The organism is Paenibacillus vulneris, from assembly GCF_039543185.1.
GTDB classification, from domain to species: domain Bacteria; phylum Bacillota; class Bacilli; order Paenibacillales; family NBRC-103111; genus Paenibacillus_S; species Paenibacillus_S vulneris.
Genome location: NZ_BAABJG010000052.1, coordinates 111,059 through 129,098 on the forward strand (window position 1 = coordinate 111,059; position 18,040 = coordinate 129,098).

At 47.1% G+C, this 18,040-nt stretch carries 14 protein-coding genes; 13 read left to right on the plus strand and 1 reads right to left on the minus strand.

The genetic code is table 11. The features are described 5' to 3' along the window. Positions 1-91: 91 nt before the first annotated feature. From ABEA66_RS32485 to ABEA66_RS32545, 13 genes are all read left to right on the plus strand, one after another. Positions 92-1,699: a response regulator gene (locus ABEA66_RS32485; RefSeq protein ID WP_345594137.1), complete on the plus strand. Its 1,608-nt coding sequence runs from the start codon at positions 92-94 to the stop codon at positions 1,697-1,699. 173 nt (positions 1,700-1,872) lie between these two features. Then, positions 1,873-3,288, plus strand: coding sequence for a M20 family metallopeptidase (locus ABEA66_RS32490; protein ID WP_345594139.1), 1,416 nt, complete (start codon positions 1,873-1,875; stop codon positions 3,286-3,288). Between the two features lie 32 nt (positions 3,289-3,320). Further along, positions 3,321-4,166 carry a sugar phosphate isomerase/epimerase family protein gene (locus ABEA66_RS32495; protein WP_345594141.1) on the plus strand — a complete coding sequence of 282 codons (846 nt, stop codon included), beginning with the start codon at positions 3,321-3,323 and terminating at the stop codon, positions 4,164-4,166. Between the two features lie 26 nt (positions 4,167-4,192). Beyond that, positions 4,193-5,155 carry an ABC transporter permease gene (locus ABEA66_RS32500; RefSeq protein ID WP_345594143.1) on the plus strand — a complete coding sequence of 321 codons (963 nt, stop codon included), beginning with the start codon at positions 4,193-4,195 and terminating at the stop codon, positions 5,153-5,155. A gap of 15 nt (positions 5,156-5,170) precedes the next feature. Next, the gene (locus ABEA66_RS32505) at positions 5,171-6,058 is read left to right on the plus strand and encodes a carbohydrate ABC transporter permease (RefSeq protein WP_345594145.1); all 888 of its coding nucleotides are present in this window, start codon (positions 5,171-5,173) and stop codon (positions 6,056-6,058) included. A gap of 36 nt (positions 6,059-6,094) precedes the next feature. After that, positions 6,095-7,630 carry an ABC transporter substrate-binding protein gene (locus ABEA66_RS32510; RefSeq protein WP_345594147.1) on the plus strand — a complete coding sequence of 512 codons (1,536 nt, stop codon included), beginning with the start codon at positions 6,095-6,097 and terminating at the stop codon, positions 7,628-7,630. Between the two features lie 22 nt (positions 7,631-7,652). After that, positions 7,653-8,510 carry a sugar phosphate isomerase/epimerase family protein gene (locus ABEA66_RS32515; RefSeq protein WP_345594149.1) on the plus strand — a complete coding sequence of 286 codons (858 nt, stop codon included), beginning with the start codon at positions 7,653-7,655 and terminating at the stop codon, positions 8,508-8,510. Positions 8,511-8,602: 92 nt separating this feature from the next. Next, positions 8,603-10,372, plus strand: coding sequence for a sensor histidine kinase (locus ABEA66_RS32520; protein ID WP_345594151.1), 1,770 nt, complete (start codon positions 8,603-8,605; stop codon positions 10,370-10,372). A gap of 2 nt (positions 10,373-10,374) precedes the next feature. Further along, on the plus strand, positions 10,375-11,484 hold the full coding sequence (locus tag ABEA66_RS32525) for a Gfo/Idh/MocA family protein (protein ID WP_345594153.1): 1,110 nt from the start codon (positions 10,375-10,377) through the stop codon (positions 11,482-11,484). A gap of 38 nt (positions 11,485-11,522) precedes the next feature. Further along, on the plus strand, positions 11,523-12,638 hold the full coding sequence (locus ABEA66_RS32530; RefSeq protein ID WP_345594155.1) for a Gfo/Idh/MocA family protein: 1,116 nt from the start codon (positions 11,523-11,525) through the stop codon (positions 12,636-12,638). Between the two features lie 85 nt (positions 12,639-12,723). After that, on the plus strand, positions 12,724-13,644 hold the full coding sequence (locus ABEA66_RS32535) for a DMT family transporter (protein ID WP_345594157.1): 921 nt from the start codon (positions 12,724-12,726) through the stop codon (positions 13,642-13,644). A 207-nt stretch (positions 13,645-13,851) separates the two neighbouring features. Beyond that, a complete protein-coding gene (locus tag ABEA66_RS32540) occupies positions 13,852-14,136 on the plus strand; it encodes an HPr family phosphocarrier protein (protein WP_179136190.1) in 285 nt (94 codons plus the stop codon). Between the two features lie 44 nt (positions 14,137-14,180). Next, positions 14,181-15,380 carry an MFS transporter gene (locus ABEA66_RS32545; RefSeq protein ID WP_079913086.1) on the plus strand — a complete coding sequence of 400 codons (1,200 nt, stop codon included), beginning with the start codon at positions 14,181-14,183 and terminating at the stop codon, positions 15,378-15,380. A gap of 374 nt (positions 15,381-15,754) precedes the next feature. On the opposite strand, the gene ABEA66_RS32550 is transcribed toward ABEA66_RS32545, so the two are convergent. Beyond that, on the minus strand, positions 15,755-18,013 hold the full coding sequence (locus tag ABEA66_RS32550; RefSeq protein WP_345594161.1) for a rhamnogalacturonan lyase family protein: 2,259 nt from the start codon (positions 18,011-18,013) through the stop codon (positions 15,755-15,757). Between the last annotated feature and the right edge of the window lie 27 nt (positions 18,014-18,040).

The window sequence follows — 18,040 nt, forward strand, 5'->3', positions numbered from 1 at the left end:
AACTATGGCGGTGACGAATCAAAGAAGCATGTGTTAAGATGATGGAAATGAAACCATCTTAATTGATTTATATCCGGCAGGAGGGAATGCTATGCTGCGATTGCTGATAGTGGATGATGAAGTACATGCTGCACATGGCATTGAGCGAGGAATCGAATGGTCCCGGTTAGGTGTTTCGCAGGTATTGGTAGCTTACAATATAAGGCAGGCCAAAGAATTATATGCTGCTCATACCATAGATCTTATGATTTGCGACATTGAGATGCCGCAAGGTAACGGAATTGAACTGCTAACGTGGGTGAAGGAGCAATACCCATCGACAGAATGTCTCTTTCTGACTTGTCATGCCGATTTTGGCTATGCTCAACAAGCGCTGCAGCTAGGAAGCCTGGATTACATGCTCAAGCCAGTTAGGTACGAGGATTTGGAAAGCGCTGTCATAAAGGCGATCCGTAAAATCCAAGCCGACCAGGATACCCGTAAATTTACAGAAACTTTAAAGCATTACCAGGGGCTATGGTCCCTTCATCAGCCCTTGCTGGTTGAGCGTTTCTGGTCAGATATTATTCATAATGTATTATCTTCTCATCCAGATCAGATTACCGAGGCCATCCGCAACCGCAGTGTACCATATGGCCCGGACTCCCGATTTTTTCCGGTCCTGATTACGATACGAAGCTGGGGGAGAAGCTTAACGGACCGCGAGATGAAGATTATGGAGTATGCACTTCGTAACACAGCAGACCATAGCTTCGGGCTTAACGGGCTCTCTGGACTAGTGATGCAAATATCGGCTGCAAATCTTATCGTGCTCTTGCCGGAGGAGCATCGGTTAAGCACTTCCGATTCGGAGCTGGAAGAAGCGCTTCAAGCTTATTTGACCTACTGCAGCCAATATTTTTACTGCGAGTTAGCCTGTTATATCGGGTATATGGCTTATATTTTCGAGATTCAGCAAATAGTAGAGCGTCTGGTTCAATTGGACCTCGACAACGCTACCAATTCCAGGAAGGTATATCATTTGGAGGAGGCGGCGGAAAGAGAGGCGTTGATGGAACCGCCCGACATGAACAAGTGGCTGGACATGCTGCATCTGGGTTCAAAGTCGTCCTTGCTTGCCGAAATCAATGCCTATCTGGAAGAAATGAAATCCCGGGAATGCAGCACCAAGACTCTGCAAGCCTTTTATCATGATTTTTTGCAGATGATCTATCACATCCTGCACATGAAAGGATATCAAGCTCACCTAATGTTCTCCGAAGAGATTGGTCTGGGCCCTGTAGAGAGTGTCACCCGTTCTGTAGCGAGCATGCAGGAATGGACGGGGAGGACGATCGAGCTTGTCATTGAATGGATTCGCGACGTCGAACAGCCGAATTCGGTGGTGGACCGGGTCAAGAAATTCATTGCGGACAATATGGCGAGCAAGGATTTGACCCGCGACGATATTGCTGAGTTCGTTTATTTACATCCCGACTATTTAACACGGCTTTTTAAGAAAGAGGCTGGAGTTTCCTTATCCGATTATTTGCTGGAGGCCAAATTCAAGCATGCGCAGGCGATGCTGATCAAATCGGACAGATCCGTGAGCGATATTGCGGCATCCATAGGATACACGAATTTTTCACATTTCTCCAAAATGTTTAAACGCATCACGAATATGAACCCGCTTGAATTTCGCAAGAAGCATACTCGATAATGCTAATGTGTCGAAAAAAAGGACAGGCCGAATGAAATCATTCGACTGTCCTTTTTGGGTTTATAGAGGCCATAATGATCGTTAAAACATCATTCTATGTCGGAAAAACGGTAGTTGCTTATCCACGCAATTCCTATAATAAATAACAAAGCTCACTGAAGGGGGACACTCGAATGCATCATAAGCCCAATGCCGTTCAAAGCATTTCGGACTTCATCGAACAAAAAAGGGATTTGTATATCCGTGTGAGTGACCAGATTTGGAATTATGCCGAAACCAGGTATGAGGAGCATCAATCCGCAGAATTAATGGCAAGTATACTCGAACAGGAGGGCTTTGCTGTAGAGCGCTCTGCAGGCGGGATTGCAACAGCTGTTGTTGGAAGCTACGGAAATGGCAAGCCGGTAATCGCCATTCTTGGCGAGTATGATGCCTTATCCGGATTAAGCCAAGAGAAGGGGAAAACGCATCACGCGCCTGTTGTTGACGGCGGGAACGGTCACGGCTGTGGGCACAACCTGCTTGGAAGCGGAATGCTGGCGGCAGCCGTAGCAGTCAAAAGCTTTATGGAAAAACACCGGTTGGCGGGGACTATCCGGTATTATGGCTGCCCTGCGGAAGAAGGCGGCGGCGGCAAAGCCGTCATGGCACGAAATGGGCTTTTTGACGACGTGGATGCCGCCCTTACTTGGCATCCGGAAAGCATCAACGCAATGATGACGAAGACTACTTTGGCTACCTGTCAGGTTTATTTCAAGTTCAAGGGGCGAAGCGCGCATGCAGGTGTGTCCCCCCATTTGGGAAGAGGCGCGTTGGATGCCGTTGAACTCATGAATGTGGGGGCCAACTATTTGCGGGAGCATCTGATTCCGGAGGCACGGCTGCATTATGCCGTAACCAATACAGGCGGAACTTCGCCGAATGTCGTGCAAGCGGAAGCGGAGGTTTTATACAAGTTGCGTATTCCCCGCTCTGAAATGCTTGCCGACATGTATGAAAGGGTATGCAATCTGGCTCGAGGGGCGGCGCTTATGACTGGAACGGAGCTGGAAATCCGCTTTGATTCGGGCTCTTCCGAGCTCATTATGAACAGGACGCTGGAGAAGTTGATGTTTGATAGCTTTGCTCAGCTGGGGGTACCAGAATTTGATGAAGCCGAGAAAACATTTGCTTCGCGCATTCGTGATACCTTGACCGGGCTTGATCTCAACGATAGCGTTCCTGCAGGGCTGGAGAACCAGCATTTATCCGATCGATTGGAGCCGTATGATTCGAGTGGCGGCCTTTTTCCCGGATCGACTGATGTCGGGGATGTAAGCTGGAAAGCACCGACAGCCCAATGTATGGTTGCCTGCGTTGCTCTGGGTACGCCGTTTCATACATGGCAGGTCGTTAGTCAAGGGGCGACCTCGATAGCTCATAAAGGCATGCTGCATGCCGGCAAAGTCGTTGGTGCAACAGCGGCTGAGCTGCTTTTGAGACCGGAGCTGTTGGCACAAGCCAAGGAAGAGCACCTTAAGGAGCTGGGCGGCCGGGAATACAAATGTCCGATTCCGGCTGATGTCATGCCAGGTCCGGTTAAAAGGTAACGGGTCAACTATACGATAAAAAAGGATGATGGATGATGGACATTGGATTGCAGATATTTTCGGTAAAAAATGCACTGAAAGAAGATTACGTGGGCACATTGGAAAGAATTGCGGCCATCGGTTATAAACATGTCGAGTTCCCGGTGCGAATTACAGACGAGGGGATTCATTTAGGAGGGGACATAACCGTTAAGGAATTAAAACGGCAGCTGGACCGGCTGGGATTAAAAACCATTTCCACAAGTGCTCGTGTGAACCAGGATACAGCCTGGGATCGAATCATTGAAGTGAACCAGGAGCTGGATTGTCCGGTGATTGTATGTCCGGCAGCTTATTTTACTGACAAGGCCAACGTTATCGAATATTGCGGCCGATTTAACCGGTACGCAGAGACGTGTAGGAAGCAGGGGATTGGGCTGTATTATCACAATCATTTCCAGGAATTTCAAGTTTTTGAGGGTCATACGGTAATGGACTTGATGCTGGAGCATATGGACGAGGAGCTGGTCAAGTTCGAGCTGGATTCTTACTGGGCTCTAAGGGGTGGAGCGGACCCGGCGGAGTGGCTGCATAAGTATGGTACCCGCTGTGACAGGATCCATCAGAAGGATCTGCCGGCCGGTGTGAACCCGGTGAACTGGTTCGATGTCTTCGGAAAAGACGAACGTATTACCGTTGAGCATCTATACAAAACCCAGGACCCGTCACAATTCGCGGAAATTGGCGAAGGCATTATGGACATTAAGAACATTATCGATACGGCAAGAAAAATTGGTGCTGCAAAGTACATGATCGTAGAACAGGACGCCACCTGCAAAACCGAATTGGAAAGCGTTGAGATCAGCTACCGAAATATGTCCGTTTTGTTAGCGCTATAGAGCAACACCAGGGGAGTGAGATACGGATGGAAAAAACAGAAACTATAGCACTTGCAGCAACGAATCGGTCGTCAGCAAGGACGTGGAGAACGATTAGGAGATATAGTGTTCTCTTTCTTATGATGGCGCCGGGTATACTATATTTGCTCATTAATAACTACCTCCCAATGCTGGGAATTATCATTGCATTCAAGGATGTTAATTTTGCCAAAGGGATTCTCCATAGCGATTGGGTGGGATTTAAAAATTTCGAGTTTCTTTTCAAAACAACGGATGCTTATATTATCACAAGAAATACCTTGTTGTATAATATCGCTTTCATTATTTGTAACCTCATTGCGGCATTGACCTTGGCGATTTTGTTAAATGAGCTGCGGAATCGATTCCTGTCCCGGTTTTATCAAAGTGTAGTTTTATTGCCGTATCTCATTTCGACCGTCATTATCGGTTATCTGGTGTTTGCTTTATTGAGCGGTGATTCGGGCATGATGAACAAGCAGATCTTGCCGATGCTCGGATTGAAGGAAGTGAACTGGTACAGCGAGACGAAGTATTGGCCCCTCATATTAGTTTTTGTGAGTATCTGGAAAGGGGCCGGCCACTTGTGCGTAATCTTCCTTGCAGCTATTGTAGGTATAGATAAGGAATATTACGAAGCAGCAACAGTAGATGGCGCCTCAAGATGGCAGCAGATTAAAGGAATTACCATTCCGCTTGTGACCCCGGTTATAACCATCATGACCTTGCTGGCCGTCGGCCGTATTTTTTACTCGGATTTCGGCCTGTTTTACCAGGTGCCGCTTGATGCCGGAGCGCTGAACCCGGTAACGAATACCATTGATACTTATGTGTATCGTGCCTTATTGACGCTGGGCGATATCGGAATGTCCTCCGCTGCGGGCGTATATCAATCGGTTGTAGGCTTTATATTGGTTCTCTTATCCAACTATATTGTGAGAAAAATCAACAGCGAGAATGCATTGTTCTAGGAGGGGGGAGTTTGGATGAAGCAAAAAGAGAGCGTTTACCAGCTTATGATTCACTTGGTTTTTATCATCATCAGTGCTATGAGTCTGCTTCCCTTTGTTCTATTGGTTACCTCCTCAATAACAGACGAAAACGAAATTATTCGAAGAGGCTACTCCTTCTTGCCTGAGAAAATCAGCTTCGCTGCTTATGACTACCTGTTTCATGATCTTAGCACGATCTTACGGGCATACGGGATCTCCATTTCGGTAACAGTCATAGGGACGTTAACCAGCGTGCTCATCATCTCTATGCTGGCTTACCCCTTATCGAGAAGAGATTTGCCATATAGGAAGCTATTCTCATTCTATGTCTTCTTTACTATGCTGTTCAATGGAGGGCTTGTCTCTACCTACTATTTGTACACACAAGTATTCGATTTGAAAAATACGATTTTTGCCTTGATTATCCCTTACCTGCTGCTCAACGGATTTTATGTTTTGCTGGCAAGAACCTTTTTTATGACATCCATCCCGGTGGCGATTATTGAATCCTCCTACATGGATGGGGCAGGGGAGTTCAGGATCTTCTGGCAGATTGTTATGCCGCTTTCCCTCCCCATTCTGGCCACTGTAGGCCTATTTCAAATTATTCATTACTGGAACGATTGGTTCAACAGCTTGATCTTCATCACCGATAGTAAGCTGTTCAGTCTCCAATATATGCTTAATAAAATTTTGCTGGATATTCAATTTTTAAGCACAGCCGATTTGGGCGGAAATCAAGGCGAGATGCTGGCTGCTCTCCCCAAAGAAGGCGTACGGATGGCGATGGCCGTTATAGGTGTCGTTCCTATTCTTATCACGTATCCGTTCTTTCAGAAATTTTTCGTTAAGGGACTCACGGTTGGCGCGGTTAAAGGCTAAAGCACGGTTAATATATTCCATTTGGGAGGTTGGGTTATGAAGAAAAAGATCAAATCGGTAGGATTGGCTTCGGCATCCATGCTTTTAGTCATGTCTATGCTTGCAGGGTGTTCAGGGGGTGGCAAGCAGGCGGATAACAGCTCCGCTAACAACCCGAAGGAAGGCGGCGGAGCATCCGGATTGGCACCCTATGAAATAACGATGGCCTTCTTCACGACCACATCACAAACTCAAGGCATTCCTGAAGTCGAGAAGGCAATAAGCGAAATCACCAAGAAAAAAATCAATGCAACCGTGAAGCTGCTTCCTATCAGCTATGGCTCTTATGCGCAGCAGCTCAACCTGATGATCGCCTCTAACGAGAAGCTGGATTTGATGGTCAGCGGCGTAGGGGGGACTTACAGCACGCATATTACTCAAGGCCGTCTATTGGCTCTGGATGATTTGCTTGCCAAGCATGGCCAAGACATTACCAAGACGTTAGATCCCGCATTTCTTAATGCAGCCAAAGTAAACGGCAAGATTTACGGAGTGACGAGCAACCGGGATTTGGCCGGAGACAGGTCGCTTACGATGAGAAAAGATCTGATCGACAAATATAAAATTGATCTAAGCAAGCTGACTTCCTACAACGATCTGGACAGTGTGTTCCAAACGATCAAGGAACATGAGCCGAATATCACTCCTTTAGTTCTGTACACAAGCTCCGTTACTCCGGCAGCCGTCATGAGTAATAAATATTTTGATGTGCTTGGAGATTATATGGGCGTGCTGGATTATGAGGATAAAAATTTAAAGGTCGTCAACCTGTATGAGACTCCAAAATACGCAGGGATCCTCGATACGGTCAGAAGATGGTTTGAAAAAGGTTACATTCAGAAGGATGCCGCAACAACCAAGGATAATGGAACCGATCTGATCAAGGCGGACCGCGCCTTCTCGTTCATGACGACCTCAAAGCCCGGTTATGCTATGCAAGCGACTCGTGTTGCAGGGAAAGAAATGGTGGAATACAAAATTTCCGAACCGGTTTCCAACACGAATCAGATTACAAGGTTTATGTGGTCCATTGCTAACAACTCGAAAGACCCCGCTCGTGCGATGATGTTTCTGAATCTGATGTTCTCCGACAAGGATATTATCAATTTGCTCTCTTGGGGAATTGAAGGAAGAGATTATGTGAAAAAATCGGTTAACGTCATCGACTTTCCTCAAGGAATCAACTCAGGTAATGTTCCATACGGGGTGAACCAGGGGTGGTTATTCGGGGATCAATTCAAGTCCTATGTGTTCACGGGGGACCCGGAAGACATCTACAAACAAATGGACAAATTCAATAAGGATGCTATGAAATCTCCGGCGCTTGGCTTTACCTTTGACGCTACGCCAGTAAAGACGGAAATTGCCGCCGTTACGAATGTATTCAACCAGTACAAAAACGGCCTGGAAACGGGGACGCTAGATCCGAAAACAGAGCTTTCTCAATTCAACACAAAACTCAAAGCAGCAGGTATAGACAAAATTATTGCCGAGAAGCAAAAGCAGCTGGATGCATGGTCAAAAACCAAATAATAGAGAACGCGGAGGAATCTATATGACACTATCTATCGGATTACAATTATTTTCGGTGAAAAATGCATTGAAGCAAGATTTTATCGGCACCATAGAGCAATTAGCGCAAATAGGCTACAGCCATCTGGAAATGGTGATTAAAAAAACCGATGACGGGTTCAGTCTTGGGGGAGATCTTCCCCCCTCCGAGGTAAGGAAGCAGCTGGATCGTCTTGGATTAAAGGCGGTAAGCTGTCATACCAGGGTGAATGAAGAGACGGATTGGGAAGGAGTCCTATCTGTTAATCAGGAAATAGGAAGTACCGCTATCGGATGCTCTATCGCCTTTTTTAGCAGCAAGCAGGATGTTTTGGACTTTTGCAAGCAGTTCAATAAATACGGAGAAATCTGCAAAAAGAAAGGCTTGCAATTGTATTACCATAACCATTTTCAGGAATTCCAAGTATTTGAAGGCGAGACGGTCCTGGATTACATGCTGAAGCATACCGATCCGGAACTAGTCAAGTTCGAGCTGGATACCTATTGGGCGGTTAGAGGAGGTGTTGATCCGTTAGCGTGGATGCGCAAATTGGGAGACCGCTGCATCTTTCTTCATCAAAAGGATTTACCGGCATCCGTTCAGCCGGTCAATTGGTTTGAGGTATTTGGGGAAAACAGCCATATTACGATTGATGAGCTTTATCGAACCCAAGATCCGAAGCATTTTACCCAGGTAGGGCAAGGGTGCCTGAATATTAGGGATTACCTGCAGGAAGCCGTCTCACTTGGCCATTCCCGGTATGTTTTTGTCGAGCAGGATGCGACGGATGGGGATGAGATTGAGGGCGTGGCCACCAGCTATAGAAACCTTACGCAGCTGCTTCAACAAGCTACCCTTTAGACGGAACCGCAGGACCGGGGGACATATCCCCCTATTCTCTTCCATGATATAATTACGTAACGATAACGTAACCATCATGGGGGACCGATAAGATGAAAATTATGATGAAAGAACGGCTGAAATCGCTGCGTTTTCGTATCGGGATGGCTTTTGTCGCTATCTTTATCCCTTTGATGAGTTTAATGATCTATTACAGCTCGTATGCGGGTGATGTAGTAAGGGAACAGGTAGCCCAATCGAATAAAAACCTGGTCAGCCTGTATATGAACCAGATCGATAGAAACCTGGCGGAAGCCGATGAATACTTGTACAAAATGGTTGCCGAGGAAACCGATTTAATCTTGCTGGATCAGCCGGCGAACATCTATTCAACACAGTACCAGGAAGCAAAAATTCGTCTTTTCAACAATGTTTCAACCATGATAAACAACAACCGTACGATGGATATGTTTTTTGTTTATTCCGCAAACAATGAAGATTTTTTGCTCGGGGCCAATTCCTCCTTAACCTTTGAAGACAGGGATCAAGCGCGCTCACTGCTCATCAGCAAGCTGAATAGCGATCAAATGGATCAAAATTGCAGGCAAGCCTGGTGCGTTCTACAGCTGAATCAAGATTATTTTCTAAGCCACGTTGCCAAAATAGGGAATGTCTATGTAGGCGCATGGGTGAACGCCAAGAGGCTGATGGTACCGCTGAGTCTGATTGATCTCGGGGATGATGGCCTATCCGTATTATCGACAAGCCGTCATGAGCCCATGGATCATGTTGATTTTATTAAGCAGAACGGCATCGATCTTTCCGTGGACAATAAGATTTACAAGCCTACGGGCCAAAAGCAAATTTTTCTCGAGGTGGCTGAACGTTCCGGGAAGGGCGATTTTTATTTGAACGTATTAATTCCAGAGCAAAGAATCTTGGAAAAGCTTCCTGTTTTTCAAAGAATTGTTCAGGTCGTTACGATTGCATTCGTCATTTTGCTGCTGCTCCTGTTGCTGCTGCTTAGGAAACTCATACTCCGTCCTATCTCAAGATTGCTCCTTGCAATGAGGCGGTTTAAAGAAGGGAATTGGGAAACCCGAATTGTACCTTACACGACTTCCTACGAATTTGAAGTTATTAACGAAACCTTTAACGAAATGGTTTCACAAATCCAGCAATTGAAAATTGATGTTTACGAAGAGCAGTTGAGCAATCAAAGGGCGGTTCTCAAGCATTTGCAATTGCAGATTAATCCCCATTTCTATCTGAACTCATTAAACATTGTGTATCACCTGGCGCAATCTCGGGAGTATGAGCTCATTAAGGAGATGACGATGTCCCTTGTGGAATACTTCCGGTACATGTTCCGCAGCAATTTAAGCTTTGTGGCTTTGAGGGATGAGATTAAGCACACGAAGAATTATCTCAATATTCAGAAATTAAGATTTCCGGGACATATGGAATACGAATTGATGCTTGCGGAAGGCTTGGAAGACGTCCAGGTGCCGCCTTTGATTATTCAAACGTTTGTGGAAAATTCAATCAAGTACGCCGTTACGATGGACGACTGTGTTCGTATCGTTGTTGAAATTGGTTCAGAGCCTGCCGAGGAAGGAGAAGCCTTGCTCATTTCTATTCTGGATACCGGCGGCGGATTTCAGGAAGATATTCTTACCCGGCTTCAATCGGACGAGGATCTGATGAATGTGAGAGGGGAGCATGTGGGAATTTGGAATGTGAAACGAAGAATGGCTCTCCTGTACCCCGGCCGGACGGACATCCATTTCAGCAACTTGCCTCAAGGTGGAGCCAAAGTGAAAATCCGCTTGCCTGTTCGATTGGAAGTAACGGATAACGATAACCAAGAAAGGAAGATATAAGTATGAAAGAAGCACTGAAAATTGGAATTATCGGCTGTGGAGCCATAGCACATCAAAAGCATATGCCATCTTTGGCTAAGCTGCCTCATCTGGGGAAAATGGTTGCCTTTTGTGATGTAGTAGAGGAGAGAGCTGCTGCTGCGGCAGCGGCATTCGGTATGGAGGGAGCTAGAGTCTATACGGATTATAAAGAACTGCTTCAAGACGAATCCATTGATGTCGTTCATGTACTCACTCCGAATCTGTATCACTCCTTTATCACGGTAGACGCTCTCGAAGCGGGCAAGCATGTTATGTGCGAGAAGCCGATGGCCATTAATTCCGAGGAAGCTAAAAAGATGCTGGATGCTTCGAAAAGGACAGGAAAAAAATTGACCATAGGCTATCAAAACCGGTTTAATGAGGAGTCCCAGGTTCTATATCGTGCTTGCTCGAAGGGGGATCTTGGCGAGGTCTATATGGCCAAGGCACATGCCGTGCGCAGAAAGGGCGTTCCGACCTGGGGGGTATTTACCGATAAGCAATTACAAGGCGGAGGGGCGTTAATCGACATTGGCACGCATGCACTTGATTTGACGCTATGGTGCATGGACAACTATAAGCCGCAATCTGTGACAGGCTCGGTCTATTACAAAATGAAGGATAACATGGAAGGGAATCTGTTTGGTCCTTGGGACCCCTCAACGTTCGATGTGGAGGATTCCGCATTTGCTTTTATTAAGATGGAGAATGGAGCTACCATCTTCCTGGAGTGCTCCTGGGCGCTCAATACGACGGATGCCAGGGAAGCGAAGACCTCGTTGTTCGGCGTAGACGGCGGAGCAGAAATAAAGGTCGGGCCGGATCGAAAGCCGGAGGTTGTATTTAATAGAGCCCAGTATGGGAAATTAGTAGAAATTAAGCCGAGAACAGGGGCAAGCGTCGCTTATTTCACCGGCAAAGATGAAGCACCCGGAGTGCTGGAGGCGGAGCAATGGCTGGAATGTATTCTTCATGATACGGAACCGCTGGTCAAAGCGGAGCAAGCTTATGTCGTCACTCAAATATTGGAGGCTATCTATAAATCGGCGGAAACTGGAGCAACCATAGACTTTTTGGAGTTTGCCGAGTAAATCAAGATTAGCGTATAGCTGGATGGAGGGCCGAGTCGATGAACAAGGTAAAAATAGGTATTGTAGGCTGCGGGGTCATTAGCGGTATCTACTTGGAAAACTGCTTGAAGTTCAAGCTGCTCGAGGTTGCGGCCATCGCCGACATTGACTTGTCGCGGGCCCGTTCCCGGGCGGAGGAATATGGGATTCCAAAGGCTTGCTCTGTGGAGGAGCTATTGGGTGATCCGGACATTGAGCTTGTCCTCAATCTTACGATTCCGGCTGCCCATGCCGAAATCAGTCTCGCCGCTCTGGAGGCAGGCAAGCACGTTTATTCGGAAAAGCCGCTTGCCATTAGCACCGAAGACGGCCGGCGCATATTGGAGCTGGCACAGCGCAAAGGGTTGAAAGTAGGGGTTGCGCCGGACACCGTATTAGGCGGAGGTATTCAGACCTGCCGCAAGCTGATTGATGACGGCTGGATCGGCCAGCCTGTGGCTGCGACGGCTTTCATGATGTCTTCGGGACCGGAAAGATGGCATCCGAATCCCGATTTCTTGTACGACGTTGGCGGGGGCCCGATGTTCGACATGGGACCCTATTATTTATCAGCGTTTATTACACTGCTAGGACCTATTCAGCGGTTGACCGGATCTGCGGCCATATCGTACCCGGAGCGGACGATTACGTCGGAGGCCCGGTACGGGCAGAAGATTCCCGTACTGACGCCAACCCATATTGCGGGAGTGATTGATTTTACGTCGGGGGCTATAGGTACGCTCGTGACAAGCTTTGATATTAAGGGAGGCTCCCAAGTCCCACGCATTGAAATTTATGGGAGTCATGGAACCTTGTCCGTCCCTGATCCCAATACGTTCGGCGGACCGGTGAAAATCAGGCTGGCAGGCAAGGATTCCGAATGGATGGAGATACCATTGACGCATGCTTTAACGGACAATTCGAGAGGTATCGGATTATTGGATATGGCTTATGCGATTCGGTTGGGATATTCCCATAGGGCCAACGGTGATCTTGCCTATCAGGTGCTGGAAGCTATGCATGGCATTCATATTGCCTCCAGGGAAGGCAGACACTATGCAATGGAAGGGAAATGCGAACGTCCAGATCCGCTGCCAGTCAATATCGGAACAATGGAAGAGAACTGGTTTTGTTAAAACGATATAGGTGAAGACAAGAGCCGCAGCGAAAGTGCTGCGGCATTTGTTTACCGGGATATTATGTAAGGGAAGGATAATCGATGTGAGGCAGCTATCCCTGATTCAGCAAACTGTTCTGATTATAGCTCTTGTTTTCCTATGGGGCTTATCGTTTCCTATTAATAAAATGGTGCTCCAGTATACACCGCCAATGCTATTTGCAGGTATGCGAACGTTGGCAGGCGGGGTTCTTCTTGTTTTGTTACTGATTCGTAAAATGAGCCAAATCCAATGGAAGCAAAACTGGCGCATTTATATCATTTCCGCATTGCTTAACGTTGTGTTGTTTTTCGGGCTGCAAACATTCGGCTTGAAATTGATGTCCTCCGGACTTTTCTCGGTGCTCGTATATTTACAGCCTATCCTGGTCGCATTATTTGCTTGGATTTGGCTGGGCGAGAATATGTCGCTTTATAAGGCTATCGGCCTCGTACTGGGCATTGCAGGAGTTGCTGTTATAAGCATGAGAGGAGAGACAGGACCTATTTCCGCCATAGGGGTTCTATTGGGAATAGGCACCTCCATTAGCTGGGCGCTGGGTACTGTTTATGTAAAAAAAGTCAGTGCTTTAATGAATGTCATGTGGCTCGCCGCATTACAGTGTATGATAGGTGGACTCATTTTAATTATTCTGGGTTTTCTATTGGAGCCGTGGAGCGCTATTCAGTGGAACCCGATATATTGGGCAGGGATGGGATACAGCAGCATACTTGGGGTAGCAGGTTCCTGGATTCTGTACTTTTCCCTAGTAAATTCAGGTGAAGCCGGTGTAGTCACCTCTTATACATTTCTTGTGCCGATAGTATCGGTTTTAGCAGGAATGGCATTTTTGCATGAATCGTTCACCTTTTATTTGTTACTGGGATTATTGTTTATCGGAACTAGCATTTTTTTGGTTAACTTTAAACCAAAATCTGCATCTTACAAGTCCCCTAAAGGAAATGGGCTTAAAAAATGGGACTGAATCGGCAATGCACATGAAAAGTGAGTTATGCAGCATCACCACAGACACACATAGCAGGAGATGCCATTGACTAACAAAGCGCAGTGAGTTATAATCAGGTTATTACATAGTATTCCAATAGGAATTATTAGTCAACCAGACAACTGGAGATTCGCCTATTTCATAGGTTTGAATCTCCTTTTTATTTTCCACAGGGAGGGACTCCATTTGAAGATTTTACGAAACTACCAATTTCCAAACGGATTTTCGTTGAGGCAGATCCTCAAATTCGTCAGTGCGGCAAATCAATTCAAGAGCCAAGTCTCGTTTGCATCTGACGGTTATTTATTGAATTCTAAGGGGGTCCTGGGTATGGTACTGTTCTTCTCCCAATTCCCAAGAACCGAGGAGATCCAATTGATCATAGAAGGCACGGATGCGGATGAAGCGAATAAAATTCTCGAATCCATCTTATATTCAGGCAGTTCGTACGCTTATAGCGCAAAGTCGTAGGATAGTTATATCTTGATGAGCAAGCGAACGAAAAGGAGGGCGGGATGGAGCTTCATTGGAGACGAAATCTTAGCATATTATGGCTCGGTTTATTTCTCAACCATATAGCTTATACGTTGTCGGTGCCCTTTTTTCCGCTTTTTCTACAGACGGAGCTGGGGATCAGTAAAGGCGTCGAAGCCTGGTCGGGAGTGTCGATTTCGATCAGCTTCCTCATTAGCGGTTTATGTGCGCCCTTCTGGGGATCTCTTGCTGATAAATATGGCAGGAAATTGATGCTGGTTCGTTCGGGGATTGGGCTTGGTGCGGCTCACCTTGCTAACTATTTCGTTTACGACCCGTATACGTTCATCGCGGTCCGCATATTCCAAGGGTTAATGGCCGGCTTCAGCCCTGCGTCGGTCGCGTTGGTCGGCACGAACACGCCGGAAAAGCATGTCGGTTACGCTCTGGGCGTTATATCGACGGCGACTGCAGCTGGAGGGATTCTAGGGCCGCTGGCGGGAGGACTGTTGATCCATTGGGTCGGATTACGGGAATGCTTCATAGCTTCCGCCATAATCACATTCCTATCCGCCATCCTTGTTCTTGCAGGGGTTGTAGAGATTCACAAAAAGCAGGAAGGACCGCGGCCTTCCATGATAGACGACTTGAAGCAAGCGGGGCAGAACCCCCGGTTGATGAGGATTTACTGGTTAATTTTCCTTGTATCGACATCCGTCATGATTTTGGAACCGCTGATTACCATCTATGTCGTGCAGATCGGCGGAAGTGCGGACAAGGCTTCGCTCAGCTCGGGCGTCGTATTCTCTGCGGTCGGGATCGCTACGGTCATTATGGGCCCCCGGTGGGGAAGGATCGGCGGACGGATTGGTTATCACAAAACGTTGCTGATCGGCCTGCTCGGCGGGGGGATCGGCAATCTGCTTCAGCTCGGAGTCACTCATTTGCTTGGTTTCGGCCTATTGCGCTTCGGTTACGGGTTATTTTTCGCGGCCGTTTATCCGGCCTTGAATGCACTCATTATCCGTTATGCGGACAATGAATTTCGCGGCCGGGCGGTCAGCTTAAGCCAATCCGCCAACCAGTTCGGCATCGTCGTTGGCCCCCTGCTGGGAGGATTTATCGGTGGATGGATCAGCATACCGTTCGTATTCCTCCTGACCGGAGTCGCGCTGCTGGCAGCCGCATGTGCAATAAGAACGCTCGGTTCGGGACAAATAGACCGGACGGCATCCGGGTAATCAAGGGAGACAGGAAGCTGGCGCTATTTATGGCGTCAGCTTATTTTTTGAGCCTCCAGGTGCCTTAAAGCTGTATTCGCATCCGGAATTTTCCCCTTGACATAGTCATTATAGTATTTATCAATAATGAAGGAATCCTTTCGAAAGTCTGGCGGGTATCATCAAGTTGTCGATGAGATTTTCGAATTTAAAAGACAAAACCATATCTAACATCCCTTCAGTTATGAGAGGTTGTTTGAACTCGAGGGTCCGGATGGGCTGAGGAAGTAGCTTTGCCTTATGCTGCGTAAGTGCCTGTCATGGACGGAAGAAGGGTATGGGGTGAGCCCCATACCCTTTCCATACTGCTCCTTGTTTTGGCCAGCAAGCAGCTTTTAATGAATTACTTTGAATGAATCCTTGCCGGTGAAGGTCCTTCCGTCCCGCAGATAACCGGTGATACTAAACGGAATGCTGCCATTCAGCCCGGCTAACGCGTTGATGACTTGCTGCCTGTCAAACTTGACCGTTAATTTCCCGTTGGCGTCCCGATCAAGATCTCCCGCTTCCATCGGAGCGGATTGGGCATAGATGGTCACGCCATTGATATTCATCCTTATGGAAGCAGCGTTTACAAGCGAGACATCCTTCGAGGCGAGTTTAATGGTTGCTGTGATGTATTTTCCATTACTTTTCAAATTTAATGTTTTCGGCTGGGCTTCCACGTCTGCGTCTATTAGTTTGCCTGCGTAATAAATATTCGGAGTAGGAGGAGCAGCCATGCCATCTCCAAGGTAATAATCGGTTAAATGAGATTGGACATACCCTTTAATCGTCATCCCATTACGGTACAGCGGATTGTGAGGGAGCGTATAGATTCGGTGATCTGTTGGAATCGGTGTTGTGAAAATGATGAGCTTATTGTAATCCTTATTGGTTAATATAGCCTCTTCACGCCAGTCGCCCATAATATCGCCGAGGAACTTGGGAACCCCGCGCCAGCTGCTAACCGCATTTTCATAATTCGTAGTCGTTACCAAACGAGACACGGAGGTTGTTTGATAATTCCATTTTTCGATTTTCCCGTTATTATAGCTTTCACTCAATAAATCCCCGTCCCAGAACATACGCATTGTTGGCCACGGATTCCCTTTATTATCCTTTGTGGTGATCTGTGTGTTGCTCGGGCCGTGGTATATTCCTTCAAATGAAAAGACTTCATAACCGGGATAACGAGGGTCAATATCCCCAACGTCGCCACGACCTACATCCCATGCAGGAGGTGTAGTACTATGCTGCCAAATCATCTGACCTGTAGTGGCATCGTAATAGTACTCAAGTAAACCATAAGGGTTACGCTGCTGAATTCCGTATCCCTGAAGCCCAGGCCGGTTCGGATCCATCTTGCCGATGTAGAAGCGATCCCCGTGCACGATGTTACTGTCCGTCAAAGAATAGAGCAGCGTGCCGTCATGGTCCAATACGAAGCCGATTTGGGCAACCTCATCTTTCCCGTCCCCATCTATGTCCGCGATACGGATTTGGTGACCGTCAGCGAGGTCCTCAGAACCGCGCAGCCATTTCCAGTCTCTTACGAGATTGTCACCCTCCAAATGATAAGCAGCAATAAGCATATTAAAGCCGCCGTCAGCTCTACGATTTTTGGCATTAACGACAACACTCGGCGTTGTGCCGTTAAGATATCCGATGCCAAGCTGAGCGGCCAACGGACCGATGGAAATATAATCATCTGGAAGCTCGCTGGTGCTTTGAAGTTTTCCTGTCATGCCGTTAAGTACTGCCAGCCATTGTTTCGTATCGTTTTGATCGGTCCATACCTCGCCATCCCCAAACTTCACGCCATTGGCGATCTTGAGAAGGACTTCTGCCTTCCCGTCTCCATCCATATCATAAACAGTAAGCCCATCCCAATGTCCAACACTAACTGTAGCTGAACCAGGGGAAATATTGTCCTGATTCATGCTGTTAGGACCAAGATTTACTTCCCACAGAAAGGTTCCGTCGCGTTTGTACGCTTCAATGATCTGAGGCTTCTGGGCATCGCGAGCCACGAGATAATCATATTCACCATCACCGTCAAGATCTCCAACCCATATATGATTGATGCTGCCGCCATCACGTATTGGAACGGTGAAGTAAGGTGCATCCACAGGATTGGCTGGAAGGGTAAACGAAGCACTGGCTTTTTGTTCTTGACCGCCAATCACCGGCTTCACAAAATAAACATTATCCTTCGTCAGATCAGCCGTAGTGTCTGTATAATTAGTGCCCTTTGTCAGAACGGAACCATTCAGCTTAACGGCTTGACCGCCTGCTGTGGAACGATAAACATCAAAACCAATCCCTGAAGGATCCAATGCGAGCAACCGCCAACTGATAAATACATTGGAGCCACTGCGGACAGCAACGACTCCACGGCCCAGATCTTCCATGCGTCTTAACAAATCACCATTCGTCGGGGCAGACTGACCCGGGGATTGTTCCAAAGTAGTATAAACGCTGGCTGTGACAGAGGCTGTTTCCGCCCCATTTACGTTTGGACCACCGGTTTCATTTCCGTTTGCAGCTAATACCGAGCTGTACATAGTCGTGCATAAAGAAAGTATTAAAGATAGGCCAACTACTTTTTTCACTAAAAAATCTCCCTTCCTTGGCTGTTA